36 protein-coding genes are annotated in these 15,401 nt (G+C 56.3%); 1 reads left to right on the top strand and 35 read right to left on the bottom strand.

Going from position 1 to position 15,401, the window contains the following annotated elements; translation table 11 throughout:
* Positions 1 to 16: 16 nt before the first annotated feature.
* Positions 17 to 142 carry a hypothetical protein gene (locus tag EJ073_RS32725; RefSeq protein WP_281033056.1) on the bottom strand — a complete coding sequence of 42 codons (126 nt, stop codon included), beginning with the start codon at positions 140 to 142 and terminating at the stop codon, positions 17 to 19.
* A gap of 270 nt (positions 143 to 412) precedes the next feature.
* On the opposite strand from EJ073_RS32725, the gene EJ073_RS09850 reads away from it, so the two are divergent.
* Positions 413 to 613, top strand: coding sequence for a hypothetical protein (locus EJ073_RS09850; RefSeq protein WP_126055552.1), 201 nt, complete (start codon positions 413 to 415; stop codon positions 611 to 613).
* Positions 614 to 616: 3 nt separating this feature from the next.
* Here EJ073_RS09850 and EJ073_RS09845 read toward each other — a convergent pair whose 3' ends face one another.
* From EJ073_RS09845 to EJ073_RS09710, 34 genes are all read right to left on the bottom strand, one after another.
* The gene (locus EJ073_RS09845; RefSeq protein WP_126055551.1) at positions 617 to 1,447 is read right to left on the bottom strand and encodes a hypothetical protein; all 831 of its coding nucleotides are present in this window, start codon (positions 1,445 to 1,447) and stop codon (positions 617 to 619) included.
* Between the two features lie 32 nt (positions 1,448 to 1,479).
* The gene (locus EJ073_RS09840; protein ID WP_126055550.1) at positions 1,480 to 2,094 is read right to left on the bottom strand and encodes a hypothetical protein; all 615 of its coding nucleotides are present in this window, start codon (positions 2,092 to 2,094) and stop codon (positions 1,480 to 1,482) included.
* A 147-nt stretch (positions 2,095 to 2,241) separates the two neighbouring features.
* Positions 2,242 to 2,730 (bottom strand): Ig-like domain-containing protein, encoded by a 489-nt coding sequence (locus tag EJ073_RS09835; RefSeq protein ID WP_126055549.1) that lies wholly within the window; start codon positions 2,728 to 2,730, stop codon positions 2,242 to 2,244.
* 78 nt (positions 2,731 to 2,808) lie between these two features.
* Positions 2,809 to 4,011 carry a DNA-directed RNA polymerase gene (locus EJ073_RS09830; protein ID WP_126055548.1) on the bottom strand — a complete coding sequence of 401 codons (1,203 nt, stop codon included), beginning with the start codon at positions 4,009 to 4,011 and terminating at the stop codon, positions 2,809 to 2,811.
* Between the two features lie 28 nt (positions 4,012 to 4,039).
* Entirely contained in the window at positions 4,040 to 4,312 is a 273-nt protein-coding gene (locus EJ073_RS09825) for a hypothetical protein (protein ID WP_126055547.1), read from the bottom strand.
* Positions 4,309 to 4,581 carry a hypothetical protein gene (locus EJ073_RS09820; protein ID WP_126055546.1) on the bottom strand — a complete coding sequence of 91 codons (273 nt, stop codon included), beginning with the start codon at positions 4,579 to 4,581 and terminating at the stop codon, positions 4,309 to 4,311. The genes EJ073_RS09825 and EJ073_RS09820 overlap by 4 nt, the downstream gene beginning before the upstream one ends.
* A gap of 4 nt (positions 4,582 to 4,585) precedes the next feature.
* Positions 4,586 to 4,789 (bottom strand): hypothetical protein, encoded by a 204-nt coding sequence (locus EJ073_RS09815; protein ID WP_126055545.1) that lies wholly within the window; start codon positions 4,787 to 4,789, stop codon positions 4,586 to 4,588.
* Positions 4,786 to 5,112, bottom strand: coding sequence for a DUF4326 domain-containing protein (locus EJ073_RS09810; protein WP_210211285.1), 327 nt, complete (start codon positions 5,110 to 5,112; stop codon positions 4,786 to 4,788). The genes EJ073_RS09815 and EJ073_RS09810 overlap by 4 nt, the downstream gene beginning before the upstream one ends.
* Positions 5,109 to 5,327, bottom strand: a complete 219-nt coding sequence (locus EJ073_RS09805) for a hypothetical protein (protein WP_126055544.1) — start codon at positions 5,325 to 5,327, stop codon at positions 5,109 to 5,111. Before EJ073_RS09805 ends, EJ073_RS09810 begins: the two co-directional genes overlap by 4 nt.
* A gap of 201 nt (positions 5,328 to 5,528) precedes the next feature.
* On the bottom strand, positions 5,529 to 6,044 hold the full coding sequence (locus EJ073_RS09800) for an AP2/ERF family transcription factor (RefSeq protein ID WP_126055543.1): 516 nt from the start codon (positions 6,042 to 6,044) through the stop codon (positions 5,529 to 5,531).
* Entirely contained in the window at positions 6,041 to 7,042 is a 1,002-nt protein-coding gene (locus EJ073_RS09795; RefSeq protein ID WP_210211284.1) for a hypothetical protein, read from the bottom strand. Before EJ073_RS09795 ends, EJ073_RS09800 begins: the two co-directional genes overlap by 4 nt.
* The gene (locus EJ073_RS09790) at positions 7,027 to 7,410 is read right to left on the bottom strand and encodes a hypothetical protein (protein ID WP_126055542.1); all 384 of its coding nucleotides are present in this window, start codon (positions 7,408 to 7,410) and stop codon (positions 7,027 to 7,029) included. The genes EJ073_RS09795 and EJ073_RS09790 overlap by 16 nt, the downstream gene beginning before the upstream one ends.
* On the bottom strand, positions 7,407 to 7,607 hold the full coding sequence (locus EJ073_RS09785; protein ID WP_126055541.1) for a hypothetical protein: 201 nt from the start codon (positions 7,605 to 7,607) through the stop codon (positions 7,407 to 7,409). The genes EJ073_RS09790 and EJ073_RS09785 overlap by 4 nt, the downstream gene beginning before the upstream one ends.
* Entirely contained in the window at positions 7,604 to 7,927 is a 324-nt protein-coding gene (locus tag EJ073_RS09780) for a hypothetical protein (protein WP_126055540.1), read from the bottom strand. Before EJ073_RS09780 ends, EJ073_RS09785 begins: the two co-directional genes overlap by 4 nt.
* Positions 7,928 to 7,929: 2 nt before the next feature.
* Entirely contained in the window at positions 7,930 to 8,076 is a 147-nt protein-coding gene (locus EJ073_RS31495; RefSeq protein ID WP_190233848.1) for a hypothetical protein, read from the bottom strand.
* A 9-nt stretch (positions 8,077 to 8,085) separates the two neighbouring features.
* Entirely contained in the window at positions 8,086 to 8,307 is a 222-nt protein-coding gene (locus EJ073_RS09775; RefSeq protein ID WP_126055539.1) for a hypothetical protein, read from the bottom strand.
* On the bottom strand, positions 8,297 to 8,509 hold the full coding sequence (locus tag EJ073_RS09770) for a hypothetical protein (RefSeq protein ID WP_126055538.1): 213 nt from the start codon (positions 8,507 to 8,509) through the stop codon (positions 8,297 to 8,299). The genes EJ073_RS09775 and EJ073_RS09770 overlap by 11 nt, the downstream gene beginning before the upstream one ends.
* Entirely contained in the window at positions 8,506 to 8,715 is a 210-nt protein-coding gene (locus EJ073_RS09765) for a hypothetical protein (RefSeq protein ID WP_126055537.1), read from the bottom strand. The genes EJ073_RS09770 and EJ073_RS09765 overlap by 4 nt, the downstream gene beginning before the upstream one ends.
* Positions 8,712 to 8,894: a hypothetical protein gene (locus tag EJ073_RS09760; protein WP_126055536.1), complete on the bottom strand. Its 183-nt coding sequence runs from the start codon at positions 8,892 to 8,894 to the stop codon at positions 8,712 to 8,714. Before EJ073_RS09760 ends, EJ073_RS09765 begins: the two co-directional genes overlap by 4 nt.
* Entirely contained in the window at positions 8,891 to 9,481 is a 591-nt protein-coding gene (locus tag EJ073_RS09755; RefSeq protein WP_126055535.1) for a hypothetical protein, read from the bottom strand. Before EJ073_RS09755 ends, EJ073_RS09760 begins: the two co-directional genes overlap by 4 nt.
* Before the next feature lie 9 nt (positions 9,482 to 9,490).
* The gene (locus EJ073_RS09750; protein ID WP_126055534.1) at positions 9,491 to 9,955 is read right to left on the bottom strand and encodes a hypothetical protein; all 465 of its coding nucleotides are present in this window, start codon (positions 9,953 to 9,955) and stop codon (positions 9,491 to 9,493) included.
* Positions 9,952 to 10,128, bottom strand: coding sequence for a hypothetical protein (locus EJ073_RS31490; RefSeq protein ID WP_190233847.1), 177 nt, complete (start codon positions 10,126 to 10,128; stop codon positions 9,952 to 9,954). The genes EJ073_RS09750 and EJ073_RS31490 overlap by 4 nt, the downstream gene beginning before the upstream one ends.
* Entirely contained in the window at positions 10,125 to 10,253 is a 129-nt protein-coding gene (locus EJ073_RS32720; protein WP_281033054.1) for a hypothetical protein, read from the bottom strand. The genes EJ073_RS31490 and EJ073_RS32720 overlap by 4 nt, the downstream gene beginning before the upstream one ends.
* Positions 10,250 to 10,462 (bottom strand): hypothetical protein, encoded by a 213-nt coding sequence (locus tag EJ073_RS09745; protein WP_126055533.1) that lies wholly within the window; start codon positions 10,460 to 10,462, stop codon positions 10,250 to 10,252. Before EJ073_RS09745 ends, EJ073_RS32720 begins: the two co-directional genes overlap by 4 nt.
* Positions 10,463 to 10,586: 124 nt before the next feature.
* Positions 10,587 to 11,012 carry an NADAR family protein gene (locus EJ073_RS09740; protein WP_126055532.1) on the bottom strand — a complete coding sequence of 142 codons (426 nt, stop codon included), beginning with the start codon at positions 11,010 to 11,012 and terminating at the stop codon, positions 10,587 to 10,589.
* Between the two features lie 474 nt (positions 11,013 to 11,486).
* Positions 11,487 to 11,951, bottom strand: coding sequence for a hypothetical protein (locus EJ073_RS09735; RefSeq protein WP_126055531.1), 465 nt, complete (start codon positions 11,949 to 11,951; stop codon positions 11,487 to 11,489).
* A gap of 85 nt (positions 11,952 to 12,036) precedes the next feature.
* Positions 12,037 to 12,450 (bottom strand): hypothetical protein, encoded by a 414-nt coding sequence (locus EJ073_RS09730; protein WP_126055530.1) that lies wholly within the window; start codon positions 12,448 to 12,450, stop codon positions 12,037 to 12,039.
* A gap of 74 nt (positions 12,451 to 12,524) precedes the next feature.
* A complete protein-coding gene (locus EJ073_RS31485; protein ID WP_190233846.1) occupies positions 12,525 to 12,665 on the bottom strand; it encodes a hypothetical protein in 141 nt (46 codons plus the stop codon).
* 15 nt (positions 12,666 to 12,680) lie between these two features.
* Entirely contained in the window at positions 12,681 to 12,827 is a 147-nt protein-coding gene (locus EJ073_RS31480) for a hypothetical protein (protein ID WP_190233845.1), read from the bottom strand.
* The gene (locus EJ073_RS31475; protein WP_190233844.1) at positions 12,820 to 12,966 is read right to left on the bottom strand and encodes a hypothetical protein; all 147 of its coding nucleotides are present in this window, start codon (positions 12,964 to 12,966) and stop codon (positions 12,820 to 12,822) included. The genes EJ073_RS31480 and EJ073_RS31475 overlap by 8 nt, the downstream gene beginning before the upstream one ends.
* Positions 12,966 to 13,199, bottom strand: a complete 234-nt coding sequence (locus EJ073_RS09725; protein ID WP_126055529.1) for a hypothetical protein — start codon at positions 13,197 to 13,199, stop codon at positions 12,966 to 12,968. The genes EJ073_RS31475 and EJ073_RS09725 overlap by 1 nt, the downstream gene beginning before the upstream one ends.
* Positions 13,189 to 13,395 carry a hypothetical protein gene (locus EJ073_RS09720; protein WP_126055528.1) on the bottom strand — a complete coding sequence of 69 codons (207 nt, stop codon included), beginning with the start codon at positions 13,393 to 13,395 and terminating at the stop codon, positions 13,189 to 13,191. The genes EJ073_RS09725 and EJ073_RS09720 overlap by 11 nt, the downstream gene beginning before the upstream one ends.
* A 366-nt stretch (positions 13,396 to 13,761) precedes the next feature.
* Complete coding sequence (locus tag EJ073_RS09715; protein ID WP_126055527.1) at positions 13,762 to 14,088, bottom strand: hypothetical protein; 327 nt, start codon at positions 14,086 to 14,088, stop codon at positions 13,762 to 13,764.
* A 637-nt stretch (positions 14,089 to 14,725) separates the two neighbouring features.
* Entirely contained in the window at positions 14,726 to 14,998 is a 273-nt protein-coding gene (locus tag EJ073_RS09710; protein WP_126055526.1) for a hypothetical protein, read from the bottom strand.
* Positions 14,999 to 15,401: the final 403 nt, after the last annotated feature.

Below are 15,401 nucleotides of genomic sequence, written 5' to 3'. Positions count from 1 at the left end.
ATTTTCAGAGGCGCGCTCATCCCCGCCCTCCAGTGAGTTCGGCGCGAACCTCGCGGCCAAGTTCGGTGATCTCGGTTCTCGGAAAAATGAAGCCGTCATCGCGCAGCGGCTCCAGTGCCAGCACAAGGCCAAGCCTAGTCATCGCGTCTCTGACGGCGGGCCAAGAATGCGTTGTAGACCACGTTTGAGCCCCGTCCTTCATCAAGGAAAGCTGCTCGGAAAGGAGAGGCATCGAACCCGCGCGGCGATCCCAATTGCGAATTCCCTCCATGGCGGAGGCTACCGTGCGAGGCCCCAAAATTCGGTCCACCATATCCGTTGCCATTTCTATCGGTCTCCGTTTCATGTACCTGATTGAATTTATATCAGGTACATGATATATGCAATAGCGTGTACACGAAAAAGGTGCGACTTGCTACAAATTCAGGAACACGATATCCAGCGCCGTGTGGGACGAAAGAAAGAATGGACAGAGCAACTCCGCTTGCCACTTGCCGAGGGCATGACGGCGAGGATCGATGCCGTTCTGGCAAAGGATGAGCCGCGCCTGGATATGATCCGCGAGGCTATCGAACGCGAGATCAAGCGCAGGCAGCGCATCATCAAAGAATAGCGCTCACCGGCCATCCCGCCCTCCATCTGTCTGTGCGGAGGGGGATGCGGCGAGGGCGGCTCGGTACATTTCGCCGAAATTGAAACGGCTTGAGCCGAACCAAGAGTAGGCCGCATTGTACATTTCCAGTGTCGGCTCTCTCGGCACCAGCACCATCCCCGGCACCGCTACTGCGGTAGCAGCGGTGAGGGCTTCGGCGCGGGCGTCTCTGGCCTCTGAGTAGACGTCCACGATCATCCGCAGATTGGCTATCACCGCCTTCGCCGCGTCCAGTTCTGCCTGCAGCCGAGCAACGTCATCGATGGCGAGGTTTCCGCTTTTCAGATATGCCTCTGACTTGCGCTGGCACGCTTCCACTTCCGCCTGCATGGCGGTGAGGCGAGCGGCCAACTTCGGCGCAATGTGTGTCGGCCGGCGGTTTATCCAGTCGGTGATATCTTCAACGCTGAACTCGTCGGAAAAGTCCGGCTCGCGCATCCAGTCTTGCAGCCGCTCGATCAGGTCTGCCGTTTCGCCCACCGGCTCCGCCTCTCCTGATGGTGCTGCCGAGGAGGAGGCGAGATAGGCGCGGATGGCGGCTTCGGCGTATGGCATGTTGTTCTGCCACGCAGAGAGGCCAGATGGCTTGCACATCGCTTTGCAGGCGGCCTCTAGGCCAGCCGCCTCCAGATCGCGTGTTGTCTCTGGGATGGCGACAGCGGGGGTGGGGGTCTGCTTCAGCTGGTTCTGCAGCTCGACGGCCCGGGCGAGTAGAGCCTCGAAGTTTTCCTTCGTCAGCTCGTATGTCTCCCGGTTGCCGGCAGCCGTCTTGTCGATGAGGGTCTGGATGTCCATCAGATAATCCCTTTCAGATTATCAAGATAATATTATGCAGCTAATGGTATAGGGATATATTTATAATACCCTTCTTGCTGCAGATGGAGGAGGATCTTGCGGACCTGCTTCTGTGCCGACCTGTTCAGCGCTTCGTAGTCCTGGATCTCCTGCTCGGTGGATCCCTCCCATGGGGAGAGCGCCGGCAGCATGAACTCGAGAGCCTTGCCGAAGGAGCTGTCCTCGGGGACGATGATCGTCCGGGTCTCGACCAGGTGCTGGAGCAGGTAGAAGGCAATGATGCCTATCTTCCGCGGATCGGGATTGTCGGCCTTGACGTAAGGCTCGACGATCTCGGTATGGATGCGCTCGATGCGCCGGAGAAGCGACATTTCCTTCTTCTCCGGATAGACGCCGGCGAGCGCTTCAGAGCAGGCAGCGACGAGCAACTCCCGGGTTTTCCTGAAAGTCTGATAGGACTTCTGGAAGATCGGGTCCTTGCCCAGGCGCTCGTTGAACTGGTGCCACTGGGCCTTCCAGTTCTCGACGCCGGCCGGACTGATGTCTGTCGGTCTGCCTGCTGGTTCGGCGCAGTTGGCGCCAGAGACGAGCACGCTCAGCATGATGTGAACAGGGAGCGAGAGCTCCACCCTTTGGGTATCGGTCATGTAGGTCATTGTTTCCGACATATTTTGAAATGTTCCGTGATGCTTATTATCTTTCCCCAGCCCAGAAAAAAAGCCCCCATTTCAAAAAGAAATGGAGGCTGTGGATAACTGATAATCTACCCACATTATAATGTGGGGATTTTCTGGTTAAGTGATGGTGACGGCAACGACCACCGATTTGGTGCCACCCTTCTCGGTCGCCGTGACCGTGGTCGAGCCATTGGCGACACCGGTAACGACGCCGGCAGCACTGACCGTGGCGACAGCCGGATTGGCCGAGACGAAGTTGAAGTCGGCGTTGGCGGCATTGACGTTGGCCGGCTGGTATTTGATCACGATGGGAACGGTGCCCGGATCGGCGACAGTGACGGCCGCAGCCGACAGATACTCGGCCGCAAGAGCGCCGCTGACGACGATCGAGACCGACTGCATGTCGAGGATTCCCGCATGGTAGAGGGCTTCCTGGACGTGATGGAAGAGGACGTGGTTCTCCGGGTTGGCGTCGACGACGTCGGCAGTGTCGTCATGCACGAAATCGGTCAGCACATTGGTTGCGCCGCCGGGCAGAGCATCACCGCCGCGGGTGACGTAGACCGTCTTGTTGTCGGCACTGAGGCCGATGTTGAAATTGCTCATGTCTATCTTTTCCTGAAAATGAGGGGACCCACTCCCTGAAAATCAGGAAGTGGGTCCAAAATACATTATCAGAGATAATCAGGATAGAGCATAGTTGGTGTTGCGGATGTCGTGCGCCAGGTGAGGATCCAGCTTGTTGATCTGGATCGGCTTGCCGACCATCTGCGAGACGATGAAGCCGAGCAGATTCGACTCCGCTATTTCCGCCAGCAGGTTGTTGTACTGCCGGCGAAGGTCGTTGCCATAGTTGGGCAGGCACCTGAAGCAGTCATGCACCGAGATCACCTCGAAGGGCTTCTCAGGCAGGGATGCGATCAGGTTGCGAACCAGGGCATGGGGGATATGGCCCAGGTTCTCCAGGTCGAGCAGCTCGAGGATGCGGGCCGACAGGAAGCCGGAGGCACGGTAATGATCCAGGAGGGCCATCACCAGCTTGTCCTGCGGCCTGTGGGTGTTCCTGCCGGCAGCACCGGCATTGAGCAGCTTGGTGAGCTGTTCGATCTTCGCCGGGTCGTAGTGACACCGGCGCTGCATCTCCCTGACCACCATGCCGTCGATGGAGTGAACCATGTTGGCGCCCAGAGAGCGGCCGCCCTTGATCGGCATGTTGACATTGTAGGTGATGTCGAACGGCTCGTTGAGGAACTGCACGGCCTCGGTGACCGAGCCCATGACCTTGATGTGGACATGGAAGTTGTCGGGCAGCACCCATTCGTTGACGAGCGCCGTCGGGTCCCAGATCGCCAGCATGGTGTTGGTGATCTCATTGGCTCCCGGGGCATTCTCGTTAACCTTGTCGTGGAACAGGCCGAGCAGCTGGCCCTCGCCGAAGATCTGCTTCGGGATCGCCGCTGAGTTGTAGAAGTGGGTCATGATCGCGAGCTTGGTCTGCTTGCGGTCGATCTTGGCCGTCTCGCCGAGCTCGTTGACCATGTCCTGGTAGATCGAGACGTAAGCATCCCGGCGATGGCCGGTGTCGACGACATTGGTGATCTCGGCTGCCCTGCGATCGCCGGCGAGACAGGCGAGGATCTGGATGCCCGAGCAGGTGGCATCGAGCGAGATCGGATAGCCGGAAGCCTTGCCCTCCTTGGCCTTCTCCCAGGCCAGGACGCCGGCGTAGAAGAGAGCGGGCTCCTCAGCTTGGGGAACCAGGGCATGGAGCTGATGCTCGTTTTGGTCGAACCAGCCGATGCGATCGTCCCAGTCCTGCTTGTCGTAGCCGAAGCTGCCGGCGATATCGATCTTGAGGTATTCCTTGCCGGTGAACTGTTGGAACATGTGGTAGCGCTCCTTGATTGGATGGGGATTAATAGATGTAGAGCAGGCCGCGGAATAGCTCGGCATCCTCCTTGGTCTGGAAGAAGACGAAGCGGTTCCGCAGCATGAACGGGTAGAGCCCGTTGAAGTCGGGCTCGAAGGTTTCGAAGAGGATGTTCTTCAGAGAGACCTGGTCCTTCAGGAACTTGGTTCCCGAATAGTCGATGTAAGGGTAGCTGTCCCGAAGCAACCCATTGTCGAATAGGCCGTGAACATTTCGGCCGTCACGCCAGATGTCGACGTCGATATCAACGTGGGTCATGGCTGGCTGAAGATGTATTGCACGTCATCCTTGGCGATGAAGTAGCAGTCCTTGCCGAGATATCGGGACCGGTAGAACTTGACGTTCGGATCATCGGCCATGGGATTGCCTGGGCCGTAGCCCAGGTGCTGTTCGATGATGGCGGTCTTGCAGTTCGAGCGCAGCTCGGTGAGTTGGACGGAATCACGCTCGTAGAGCATGTTGTCGACACTGAGCCAGTCGATGTCGATGTCCTTGCTGCTGGTCAGGTAGCTGAATGTTCTGGGCATCAGATCACTCCGGCAGAGCGTGAATGATCAGCCGGCCCAGACATTCCTGCAGCTGGGTGAATCGGGTGACGGTAGCTCGATTGAGATCGATCCTGGTGCCGTTGCGATCCAGGATGAACAGCTGGTCCTTGTCATCGATGCCGAGACAGGCGCCGTCGCCGAGGGTGACGTGGATCGCGCCGCCGCTGGTGTAGCCTTTGAGTGTCATTTGTTTGCCTCCTTGAGCAGCAGATCGCCATGGCAGGCCGCCGGCTTGCAGAAGCAAACCAGATGCCGGCCCTTGAGGTGGGTCTTGAGATAGGTTCGATCCAGGTAGGGCAGGATCTTGGTGCGGTAGAGCTCGATGACCTCTTCACGGGTCCTGTGCTTGCCGATCACGTAAGGGTTCCCCCACTCCGAGCCGCGGCCGATGTAGACGGCATCTTCCGGAACCATCCGGCCATGGTGCTTGTTCCAAACCGCCGGCTCGATTGCCGGCGTGTTGAGATTTTCGAATAGCTTCTGGATCGGTGGTTTCGGAACGATGCTCATCCGATGAAATCCACCAGGTCGAGGCCGGACTCGCCCAGAGCTCTGGAGCGGCCGTCTTTCATCCAGATGAAGTAGCCCCGTGGCCTCTCCTTGCCGCGGTACATCTTGTAGACAGCACCACGGACAGGGAAGGTGACGTCATTGTCGTTGAACCCGAAGATGTTGGCTTTCCGACCATCCCTGGTTCGGTAGTCACCAAGTTTGTCGATTATCATGTCGGATTATCTCCAAAATAGGAACAGCCCCCGAAGGGGCTGTTGGTGGGTTGGGTCCTACGTCAGGCTGGGTCGACTAGCCATAAGGAGGAGGAATCTCGATCCTACATCGAAGAGTGTGATCGGTTCGGACCATCGTTTCCGTCTCCTGATTATCGACAGAGAAAATGCTAGTCGATTATCTCCTGATTTGCAAACTCGTTATGGGATTAATCCCAAGGATTTGTTGGTTCTGGCAAAAGCCCCAAAATGTGTGACGGCGGCTTGATCATAGGCTCTAGCCGCTTCCGCTGGATCATCAAAATTGCCGAGATATGTATACCGTTTGTTAACGATTATCTTGGCTTCGAATTTCCCGTTTTTCCTGGAGATGACCCCCTTATAACCGGACGTATTATTTTTCGAGATTGTCCGATTTTGTTGATTTTGTAACGATGTCGCTTCTCTCAAATTGATCAAACGGTTATTGGCACGATCATTGTCCTCGTGATCGACTTTGGACGGCCAATAACCGTGAGAGATAACCCAAGCTACATGATGTGCCTTGTAGATTTTCTCCTTAAACACGATATGCCTATGCCCACGACTACCAGACGTTCCAGTCTGTTTGCCCCTAACATTGACATATACACTCTCATGGTGAGTCCATGTGAATGTTCCTGTGATTGGGTCGTAATCCAAAGCCAATTTGAGTTCGGCTTGGGTCGGTAGAGTCACTCGGTAACCTCCTGGTTTGCGAATTCGATCATGGCTTTTTGCCACGCATTGCCCTGATAGTTGCAAACGTAGCCTTGACAGTATGTGCGGCCCCGTTTGTCCACTTTATGGGTGAAATAAAATTCACCTTCAGCAGCCAAACCAAGATGGTGCATCACATCAAAAGCCGAGTTGTTGAACTTCTCGAACGCCTTGACCCGCTTCTGGTATTCGCCGGCTTCCTCGTCGGGCTTGGGCTTGTCGAGGTTGCGCCAGCGGTTTTTGACGGTGGTTGCCACCTGCTGGTTCACCTTGAACTTGGTCTTGTTGACCGCATTGAGGTGGTCCAGACAGACGTCGAGCTCATGGTGGTTGTGGCGCAGGATGACCGAATCCTTGCCGGTGTAGTAGCCGCTGGAGCGGTTGCAGGTCAGCTCCTTTGGCTTGACCACCATCGGTAGCGGATACTGGTAGCGATCGAGATCCTCCTGGATGTCGGGCGAGATGCCGTAGCGCACGACGAACTGGCGAGCGACAGGGCTCCAGTCGACCAGGTCGGCCGACACAGCCTTGACGAGCTCGTCGGCGGTCTTCTGGCAGTCGCCGTCGAAATGCTTGCGCAGGGCGCCCACCAGGGTCTGTAACGGCGCTCGCTTGTTGAGGACCATCTGAACCAGGAGATCGAATCCGAACTCCGGCTCGATGCTGTTGGCCCGCATGTGCTTCTCGAAGTCGAACTCCTTGCAGTTGGTGAACTCGCCCTTGATCCGCGGGAAGAGCTGGTTCTTGTGGAAGAGCTTCTCGATCTCGATCTGGAACTCGAGCGCTCGGGAGGTGTCCATGCCCTCTGGTTCCGGGCCGATCTCGGCTTGTCTGAGCAGTTGAAACATGAATGGTCTCCTTGTTGTGGTAGCAGAAGGGAGATGCAAAAAAGGCCGCTGATTTCTCAGCGACCTTTCTCTGGTGATGGCCAGGGCGATGCCCAGGACCTTTAGAATCAGGCTTAGAAGCTCCCCCAATAGTCATACCCGTTCCCGAGGAACGGCCTCCATTTCTCGTCGAAGAAGACGTTGAATTGCGGCGCCTGGCGGAACATCGGAGCAATGTCCTCGTCCTTGTAATAGGCGAGGCCGCAGCCGATTCGGGTTACCTGGAAGCCCAGCTGCGGATTGACAGCGGCGAAGCCCAGGAAGTCTTCCACCTCGTCCTTGATGAGATCGAGCGATAGAGGCTGGAAGTAATCGTTGCAGGTGGGCAGGGCGTAGCTGTTGCCCGTCATGCCCTTGGCGACGCCATAGACAGCGCCGTGGTAGCGCCTGGCGGCCAGCGCAGCGCCTTTGCCGTGCCGGCCGGATGTGTTGGAGCCAAAGACAAAGACCAGGCTCATTGGAAGAAGACCCCGTCGATCTTGTGCTTGCCGGCCACGCCATTGGGGTCGTGCGGCCAGACCTCCATGCCCTCGACGTCAGTGACGCTGACCTGCGAGAGCGGGACGTCATCGAGCATGGCGCCGCCGGTGATGGCGATGTCGCCATAGGTCACCTGGATCTGCTGCAGGGTGTTGATGAGTTCGCTGATTTTCATTTCTTGAATGCTCCGGGTACGTGCAGCTGGTTGAGCGCCAGGTCGACCTCGCGGCCCTGGCCCTTGAGCAGGGCGTTGTCGAGAGCCTTCTGCTTGTCGACAACCTGGCCGTCGATGGTCTTGGATTCGAGCAGCTTCTTCACTGTCTCAAGTGAGATGGTTAGGTTCGGCCACTCGACTTCGACCGTGCCATCGCCGGTCTCCCATTCAGAGAAGGGACCGAACCAGACCCATTCGGATGCATTTCGATCGTCAGGGACGAGCTGCATGCTCTCGATGTCGCTGATGAGGCTTTTCACGGCCTTGATGAGTTCGTCCATTGTCACGCCTCTCTGATGAGTTGACGAAGCCCGGCCAGGGTATCCGCAGCGAATTTGTCCCCGTTGTCATGCTTGGCAGTCCACCGGAGCGCATAGCCGGGTTCAGTGTTTCGCCAGATGACGAAACCCCGGTAGATGCTGTGAAACATGGCTCTCTCCTAATAATCGTCGAACGACTCTTGATGAAAGGATGGCGGATCGTCGTCGATCGGCTCATCCGCATCGTAGTTCGGGTTGTTGATGACGTCGGCCCGGTAGCCGTCCATCTTGGCGGTGTGGCAGCGCACGCATGTGCGGCACATGGGAATGCCGCGGGCATCGTGCTGCCAGGATGATTGGAGGCCCGAGCCACAAGGGCAAGGCCGTTGCTTATGGCTCATTGCTCTCCTCCTTCTTGTCGGGTGTGCTGGCGTTCATGAAGCCGGCGAACAGAGCGATCGCAATGATCAAGCAGGTGATTGATGTTAGCGGCCCGACGTGATCGAACAGCCAAAATGTCAATCCGCCGAATGCTACAGCGATAGCTGCGAGCAGCAGGGTGCCGAACACGCCGGCGAGGAATTTCTCCTGTTTCTTGGTCATTTGATCTGAATCCCTTCTTGGTCCAGCCAGGCCTGGATGTGAGGAATCAGATCTTTCGGATCTTCGTCCTCAACGTCCGCGGCATAGGCCACCATGTCATCGGCCAGCTGCTCGACGGTCTCCCCATGGAGGAAACCGCCGGGCTCGAAATCGCCATTTTCTTTGGCGTGTTGAAGGTTCTCGAATACTTTCTCCCGAAGGGTCATTTGATTTCGACTCCCGATTCATAGGCCCGTCGCTTGAGACGAAGGATCCGGCCGGCGCAGACTTCTGCCTGGAAACGGAGCCGTTCCTCTTCGAAATGCAGCTCCCTGAGCGCCTTGCGCCAATAGTCCAGGCTCTCCTGGTAATGCTTTTGGAGTGGAGCAATGGTCGTGTCGCTCATGCGTATTGCTCCTTGAACTGGGCCTGCAGAGCGTCGATCTGCAGAACCATTTTCTCCAGCTCGCCGGCGTCCTTGGCGAAGCCGAGGTTGATGATCGGGATCTCGCACGACTGTGCGATGCGCAGAGCCTGGGCTGTGCCACCCTTCATCTTGGCTCCCTCGGTCCAGCAGATCACGAACTTGACCGGTGTGACTGTCGGGCCATTAACGGCCTCGCAGCCCAGGATCTGCCGCACATTGCGGGTGTGCATGCGCCTTGCCGACGGCGAGCAGTGATGCCAGGCTGGATGTGTGTTCTTGGCCAGGCTGATCTCCTGGTCGCTGAACGGGATCCGCTCGGGATGCAGGTTCGAGTCGGAGCCATTGAAGCCCTTCCAGGGCAGGTAGATCTCCTTCTCGGGATGAGCAGCATCCTGGAATGCCTGGTCGTTGTGGCCCAGCTCGAAGGCACTATCGGCGCCAGGAGCTGCACCAGAGCGCAGTGTCCATCCCTGCGAGCAGAGATAGGCTCCGACATGGCGCATGACCTTGATGGTCTGGGCAGGGGTCTCTCTCGAGCCGATGCCGGCATATGCGAGGTAGCTCATTTGGTTCTCTCAATCGGTTGGGAGCGTGATTGTCATCTCGCCCACGGTTTCGGTGTTGAAGTAGGCAGTGGTAGTGCTGCCGTCACTTTGCTCGATGTCGTAAAGCTCGCTGTCTCCGATGGTTGCACCATCGGTGTCGTAATCGATGACGTGGACAGTGCGTCCGACCATGATGCCGGTGCCTGCGATGTGTGAGACTAGGCCGCCTTCGAGCACGACGACGAGCTTGTCAGCCGGGTCCACTTCATTAAGTGCTTTCGGATCCGCATATTGTGGATCCATCAGATCAGGCTTCGGCCAGCCGAGTAGAACGTGCTTCCACTCGGCCACCTCATATTCAGCCCGGTTGCGATACGGACTGCGGTAGCTGTGAGGCGTGATCTCACGATCGCCTCGACGGACAAAAACGAAATACTCCTCGCGGTTGTCGCTCATCTGCATCGTGTGGATGCCGATGGTGATGGGCTCGCTCATTTCTGGTTGTCCTTGTAGGCCAGTTCACGCAATGCGCGAATGATGGCGTTGCCGATCTTGGCACTGTCGACGAAGCAATCGATTGTCGGGCCAGGTATATTGTGGAAAACCTGGTAGCCCGTCATGCGACTGCCGGTTAGGTAAATGCGCTGCTTGATCTCGCGCTTGTTCATCGGTTCCTCCAAAGACTTTTGATTATGTCCTTGATGACAAGAGCCACCACGATGGTCATGACCAGCCCGAGGATGTTGACGGGCTGGCCGTAGCAGAGATTGCCGCCGGTGAGATAACTGATCATGTGCTGGCTTCCTGCTGGACGGCTTTCAGCTCGCCGCCGATGTAGGTGTAGTTGACCGGATCGGTACTCTCCGCGGCACGCGAATCCTGGACCATCGTCCAGCGCCACATCAGGTCCTTGGCGTTGGCCTCGGCCTCTTCCTTGGTAGCGAAGACCAGGCCATTGCGAGACCATTTGCCTTCGACGAACACCTCTGGTTTCCACGACATAGGGTTTAGGCTCCTTACAGCCGATTTTTTCGAAAATGTTGAATTGGTATTTAGATAATAGGAACCGAAGTCAAATCGATTCCTACTTTCCGGGGTTATCCACAGGCATTTTTCCTGATTATTTTTAAGGAAAATGTCTGTCTCGATATTCCATAATAATGCGGCCGAGATGGTTCTCGCCCTTACCGCGGCAGACGCCCCAGAAGGTGTCACCCCAGTGGTTGCCCTCAACCAAATTCATGCCCTTGGTGGCCATGAGCTTGGCGTGCAAATGAGGATGCTGGTCGTACTTGGCCGCGGTGATCTCGCGCATGACATCGAGTTTGATGTCTTCCCAGTCTGGCCGGAGCGTGACGTTCCTGCCCATGCGCTTTGCAGCGCCTGGCGAGACGCATTCGATAACATCTTTCCAGTCCACTGGGTCGAGCGACTTGGCAGCCTGGTAGGCGTGCTCAGTGCTGGCGAACGTCAACTGCCCGATGGTCACATGGACCATGAAGAAGTTGGACAGCCAGCGATATTCGCCAGAGAATTCAAGGATTTCCTTCATTAGCTCAGGCTCCTGTCTGTCTATCGATTATGAATTAAAAGGAGGGACGCTCCCGGTCAGGAAGAGCGCCCCTCAGTTGTACGTATGAGGTCCGATAACGGAGACCAACCGGCTTTGCTTCAGTCCTCTGCTCGACCCCATTTTGCGTGTTTGGCTCACGGTCACAGTTAACGCCGGTGTCTGGGCGCGCATTCAGCGATGGGTATTATGGCCCCGCAGCCTTGATGTTATCGTCGGTTGCTGATTGGCCAATTGAGAGATTAGTTCAAGTCCGATGCGCCAGATGTGCTCGGATGAGCGGTGGTTGATGAGGGCGCTATGACTGGCACATATGGCCAGAGCGAACGGTACGAGAGTCCCCGAAGGGTCACATACACATGCGTTACTCCTATGCTGGCTCGCGACCTGTGCATCACAGGCGATGGTTAGGAGCTGAGGTTTGGCCGATGGGAGATCAATCCCGATCGGTAATCTTCAGAAGCTGTTGAGCGTCTCGTAGCACTGCCAGGCCGAAGCCATGGCAGCCTTGGATCCGGTGAGATCGAAGCCGCCGAGACCCTCGATGTAGATCACTTGCGCCTTGACGAGTGCCTTGACGGTGTTCTGGTTGATGTTGAGGAACATCACGGTGTCGTTGCTGGACGCAACAGCCTCGAGAGTCCCATGTTCGCCGGTTGAGACGCCGACCTTGACCGAATAGGACTGGCCCTTGGTCACCGATGTGCAGACGATGGCGATCGCGGCCGTGTTGTCGAGGAACAGCACGCTGAGCGTGAGGCCATTGTCGTATTGGACCATGGCTCCGCACGAGTCGGTGCTGGTGTCGCCATAGATTTCCCAGGCGCCCTGCTTTTCCCAGAGCGCGGTTGCCGCATTGGCCGGGATGATCGACGAGGCGATGAGAGCGAAAGCAGCGAAGAAAAAGCTGAGCATTTTCATGGTGATGATCCCGGATTAGACGGTGATACCGTCGGTGAAAAATGAAATGGGAACCAAGGTTTTATCCTTGGTTCCCGGTTGAGGTTTACTCGGCGGCGACCAGCAGCGAGGCCGGATCGAACGAGTATTCGTTCTGGTCCTTGGCGACCTCGAGCTGCTCGTTCACACGGCGCAGCTTGATGGTCAGGTTGATGGTCTCTTCCTGACCCGGCGCGAAGGCGGCGCCCATGGCCTGCAGAGCCTTGAGCAGCTCGTTCTGGGCTGTGCGCTGCTTGACCCAGTCTTCGTTCTGGCCGCGGACTTCGCCCGCTTCCATGGTGTCGATGGGCAGGCCGATCGGCAGGTTGATGAACTTGCCGTTCTTCTCGTAGCCGACGTTCAGCCAGACCTTGGCCTTGGGACGTTCGCCATAGTTGGCATGACCGACGCTGGTGAGACCGGCGAACGGCGTGCGGCTGGTCTGCTGGGTCTTCGGTGCAGTGAAATCGAGGATGGACATGAGTGGTAGCTCCATGTGTTTTGGTTTGAGGTTGAACAGTCCGGAAGGCGCGAAGCGCCAACCAGAGAAAGCGATCAATATTCGCTGCGATGAGTGTCGAGGTATTCCAGTTCTTTGCGAAGACGCTCGAATTCTTCCTCATCACCACAGCTGCGAGCATCGTCCATTTGCTTGACGATGTTCTCGCGAACGAGGTCAGCCTTGCGAACTGACATGATGGTCTCCTTGGTTCAGCGCCTCATCGAGATGCGCTTTGGATGGACGATGAATGGCTTGCCAGACCGCGGTGTGAACGCGATCTGCTTGGTGGCACGAAGCCACGTTGAGATCTCGGCGATGGTCTTGTCCCATTCTGGCTCGATGAGGATCTCACTCATCGACGTTGTCCTCGACCCGGTCGAAGATACGATCGATGAACAGGATCCAGAGCACGTTGATCACCGCGAATGCCGCGATGATCGGTATCAGCCACAAGAGCTCATAGAGCGATGCCCCGTCTGCGAGGATCTGGTTCATCAGGGACAGGTCCCTGCGGTGACCGAGCAGATGACCGGACCACGATCGAGTGCGCGATCGTAGAGCGCCATGGCACCGAAGCCCATGCCAGCGCAGATCGACATCATTAGAATGAGATCGATCAGCTTATAGACGGGCTTGATGGTGAGCATGCGATCATGCTCGACCTCGACCTGCTTCAAGGCTTTGAAGTCGGTATCGAGCTCGAAGTCCAAGGGCTTCTTAGCGGGCATTGGTCATCTCCCAGATGGGAGCGAGCCGATCGTGATGGAGGAACGTGTCCTCATCAGCGAAGTGGTCGAACTCATCGTCGACCCACGAATGTGATCCGTGAGCCTGATGATTGAGCTGTGCGAGCGGATCACTCGAGAAGTGAGTGATCGTATATTCGACAGCAGGCATGCGAGTGCGATTGGACGAGCGGTCCATTGTGCAGTCTCCAAGGTTTGGGAGCTCACTCTCTCGATGCTACGCATCTCGGTCGTGGCCTACGGCTGAGCTGGGCAGAGCCCAAGGCATGCAGATCCGGTAGAGCTAAGCCAGTGTGCCCTTGCGGGAAGCGAATGGCCCTACGTCGTGTGCCTTGAACTCAACGCAGCTCAGCTGTGTTGGGTTGAACATGATCTGATTCAGGGGATTTGTCCCCACATTATCGTGTGGGATTAACTCACTCGGTTATGACTCGCTTCGCTCGTCATGCCCTCGTGGTTAATGCTGCGCATTAACTCGATAATTAGAATATACTATCGAGAAAATACCGGTGATCTAGGCCGAAGCCTAGACCACAGAGTGGTATTAGGAGGCGAAGAGCGCCTCCAGTTCTGCGTGATTGTCAGAGAACAGTTTGCTGAGCACCTGATCGTTGCCGATCTCCCTTGTGAGCTGCTGCTCCTTGCGGGCCTGCTCGATGGATGCCTCGAGCAAAAGGTTCTTGCGATAGTGATGACGAGCGATCTTCGATGCGTCGACCTGACGAGTCCTTGCGTCCTCGACGTATGTGTCCAGCATGTCAAGCCCGGCAGCTGCCGTGTTGATGGTACGCTGTGCAGTGATAGCCAGCGTCTGCACCGTGCTGAGGATAGACGTTGCAGTAGCGTTAGAAGCGCTGAGAACAGTAGCCATGATGATAAGCTCCAATGGTTGAGGATGATGAATGATCCAGAACGGGCGAAGCCCGCATCCGATGAGCCAGATGAACCAGAAGGAGCGAAGCACCGGGGTGGTGTGAGGGTGTGATGGGATGCACACCCGGGGGGTACTTGAAGATGATGGGGAGTACCCCGGTGTGAATACTACGTCAGAACGTAACTATGGGATTTCCCGTACTGCGAAAATAATTATAATATTTTTCCCATAATGCTGGACGTAATTATCACAAAATCCGTACTGCGATTAATTATATAATATTATTTATATAATGAACCAGATAATGGGCTTAATGATTACCTATTAAATCCCCCAAAAATATAGCGCGGGATTTTCCCATAATGATTTTCTAATCACTGTGGTATTGATTATGGTTATAATGTTTGGGTGGGTTTCTTATAGCTGGGTGGGGGAATCCTTACAGGATTCACCTATAGCTTCGCCCGTCCGTCTTTTCCTTCTCTTTATTTTCTTTCTTAGGGAAAGAGAGGAGAGGAATTCGACAGGGGTAGGCGGGGGTTCCGCAAATCAGGATGACATAAGCATAGAGAAAGGGGGTCGCACTTGGCAAGCCCCCTCTGAAATCGAATTAATCGCTGTCTATCATTATGATTTAATGGAGAGTGGGCTTCACCCAGGAGCCGGCCTCGACGTCGATCTCGTACCAGCCGAGCTCCGCGGATCCACAGAGCAGGGTCTTCGTGTCGTACTCGATCTCGGTAGGATTGCCGAACTTGTCCATCATCATGGCGATCGGCAGGACCAGGTTGCCGTAGGGTGAGTCGATGCAGACGGTCATCGGCTCCATTGGTTCCTGGCCTTCCAGGATGTCCTCGATCTCATCGTCGCTCAGCGTCGGGGCGAGGGTCTTTGCTTCCTGGCTCATCAGGCGAAGTGCCTGAGCAGGAAGTAGGTGGCGATGAAAGCCACCGAGGCGCCACCCAAAGGCAGCCACTGGCGAAGCAGTTCGGTGAGGACCTGTTCCATCAGGACTTCCTCCACTTGAGATGGTTGCGGGCGTAGACGATCGTCAGGGCAAAGCACCCCGGCAGCAGGCCCCAAGCCCCGGACGAAATGATCCAAGTCAGCCAGAGCCCCTGGCTCCCCAGGCCGATCAGCCAAGCCCGCCGCGACTTATTCCCGGCGAGGACCGTCATGTAGATGGTTATGGCTGACATCAGCCATGGGAGATAATCCCGAATTACGTTCATAAAAAATCCCTCTTGCATTATGAAACTAATAGTGGTCTAAAACCTACGTCGATTATCTTATAAACCACAACGGATAAT

This window comes from Mesorhizobium sp. M4B.F.Ca.ET.058.02.1.1, from assembly GCF_003952505.1.
Lineage (GTDB): Bacteria > Pseudomonadota > Alphaproteobacteria > Rhizobiales > Rhizobiaceae > Mesorhizobium.
The sequence above is the reverse complement of the archived record's forward strand: the minus strand, read 5'-3'. Positions and strand labels throughout refer to the sequence as shown.

Excerpts from the sequence above, each read along its gene's own strand:
- EJ073_RS09830 (WP_126055548.1), bottom strand. The coding sequence starts at position 4,011 with ATGTTCCAACAGTTCACCGGCAAGGAATACCTCAAGATCGATATCGCC.
- EJ073_RS09755 (WP_126055535.1), bottom strand. The coding sequence starts at position 9,481 with ATGAGCTACCTCGCATATGCCGGCATCGGCTCGAGAGAGACCCCTGCC.
- EJ073_RS09760 (WP_126055536.1), bottom strand. The coding sequence starts at position 8,894 with ATGAGCGACACGACCATTGCTCCACTCCAAAAGCATTACCAGGAGAGC.
- EJ073_RS09840 (WP_126055550.1), bottom strand. The coding sequence starts at position 2,094 with ATGACCGATACCCAAAGGGTGGAGCTCTCGCTCCCTGTTCACATCATG.
- EJ073_RS09710 (WP_126055526.1), bottom strand. The coding sequence starts at position 14,998 with ATGAGCCAGGAAGCAAAGACCCTCGCCCCGACGCTGAGCGACGATGAG.
- EJ073_RS09810 (WP_210211285.1), bottom strand. The coding sequence starts at position 5,112 with ATGAGCATCGTTCCGAAACCACCGATCCAGAAGCTATTCGAAAATCTC.
- EJ073_RS09825 (WP_126055547.1), bottom strand. The coding sequence starts at position 4,312 with ATGACCCACGTTGATATCGACGTCGACATCTGGCGTGACGGCCGAAAT.
- EJ073_RS09815 (WP_126055545.1), bottom strand. The coding sequence starts at position 4,789 with ATGACACTCAAAGGCTACACCAGCGGCGGCGCGATCCACGTCACCCTC.
- EJ073_RS09845 (WP_126055551.1), bottom strand. The coding sequence starts at position 1,447 with ATGGACATCCAGACCCTCATCGACAAGACGGCTGCCGGCAACCGGGAG.
- EJ073_RS32720 (WP_281033054.1), bottom strand. The coding sequence starts at position 10,253 with ATGATCAGTTATCTCACCGGCGGCAATCTCTGCTACGGCCAGCCCGTC.
- EJ073_RS09790 (WP_126055542.1), bottom strand. The coding sequence starts at position 7,410 with ATGAGCCTGGTCTTTGTCTTTGGCTCCAACACATCCGGCCGGCACGGC.
- EJ073_RS09765 (WP_126055537.1), bottom strand. The coding sequence starts at position 8,715 with ATGACCCTTCGGGAGAAAGTATTCGAGAACCTTCAACACGCCAAAGAA.
- EJ073_RS09720 (WP_126055528.1), bottom strand. The coding sequence starts at position 13,395 with ATGGACCGCTCGTCCAATCGCACTCGCATGCCTGCTGTCGAATATACG.
- EJ073_RS09835 (WP_126055549.1), bottom strand. The coding sequence starts at position 2,730 with ATGAGCAATTTCAACATCGGCCTCAGTGCCGACAACAAGACGGTCTAC.
- EJ073_RS09770 (WP_126055538.1), bottom strand. The coding sequence starts at position 8,509 with ATGACCAAGAAACAGGAGAAATTCCTCGCCGGCGTGTTCGGCACCCTG.
- EJ073_RS31490 (WP_190233847.1), bottom strand. The coding sequence starts at position 10,128 with ATGAACAAGCGCGAGATCAAGCAGCGCATTTACCTAACCGGCAGTCGC.
- EJ073_RS09725 (WP_126055529.1), bottom strand. The coding sequence starts at position 13,199 with ATGCCCGCTAAGAAGCCCTTGGACTTCGAGCTCGATACCGACTTCAAA.
- EJ073_RS09820 (WP_126055546.1), bottom strand. The coding sequence starts at position 4,581 with ATGCCCAGAACATTCAGCTACCTGACCAGCAGCAAGGACATCGACATC.
- EJ073_RS09780 (WP_126055540.1), bottom strand. The coding sequence starts at position 7,927 with ATGGACGAACTCATCAAGGCCGTGAAAAGCCTCATCAGCGACATCGAG.
- EJ073_RS31495 (WP_190233848.1), bottom strand. The coding sequence starts at position 8,076 with ATGTTTCACAGCATCTACCGGGGTTTCGTCATCTGGCGAAACACTGAA.
- EJ073_RS09785 (WP_126055541.1), bottom strand. The coding sequence starts at position 7,607 with ATGAAAATCAGCGAACTCATCAACACCCTGCAGCAGATCCAGGTGACC.
- EJ073_RS31480 (WP_190233845.1), bottom strand. The coding sequence starts at position 12,827 with ATGAGTGAGATCCTCATCGAGCCAGAATGGGACAAGACCATCGCCGAG.
- EJ073_RS09750 (WP_126055534.1), bottom strand. The coding sequence starts at position 9,955 with ATGAGCGAGCCCATCACCATCGGCATCCACACGATGCAGATGAGCGAC.
- EJ073_RS09745 (WP_126055533.1), bottom strand. The coding sequence starts at position 10,462 with ATGTCGTGGAAACCAGAGGTGTTCGTCGAAGGCAAATGGTCTCGCAAT.
- EJ073_RS09715 (WP_126055527.1), bottom strand. The coding sequence starts at position 14,088 with ATGGCTACTGTTCTCAGCGCTTCTAACGCTACTGCAACGTCTATCCTC.
- EJ073_RS31475 (WP_190233844.1), bottom strand. The coding sequence starts at position 12,966 with ATGAACCAGATCCTCGCAGACGGGGCATCGCTCTATGAGCTCTTGTGG.
- EJ073_RS09730 (WP_126055530.1), bottom strand. The coding sequence starts at position 12,450 with ATGTCCATCCTCGATTTCACTGCACCGAAGACCCAGCAGACCAGCCGC.
- EJ073_RS09735 (WP_126055531.1), bottom strand. The coding sequence starts at position 11,951 with ATGAAAATGCTCAGCTTTTTCTTCGCTGCTTTCGCTCTCATCGCCTCG.
- EJ073_RS31485 (WP_190233846.1), bottom strand. The coding sequence starts at position 12,665 with ATGTCAGTTCGCAAGGCTGACCTCGTTCGCGAGAACATCGTCAAGCAA.
- EJ073_RS09805 (WP_126055544.1), bottom strand. The coding sequence starts at position 5,327 with ATGATAATCGACAAACTTGGTGACTACCGAACCAGGGATGGTCGGAAA.
- EJ073_RS09775 (WP_126055539.1), bottom strand. The coding sequence starts at position 8,307 with ATGAGCCATAAGCAACGGCCTTGCCCTTGTGGCTCGGGCCTCCAATCA.
- EJ073_RS32725 (WP_281033056.1), bottom strand. The coding sequence starts at position 142 with ATGACTAGGCTTGGCCTTGTGCTGGCACTGGAGCCGCTGCGCGATGAC.
- EJ073_RS09740 (WP_126055532.1), bottom strand. The coding sequence starts at position 11,012 with ATGAAGGAAATCCTTGAATTCTCTGGCGAATATCGCTGGCTGTCCAAC.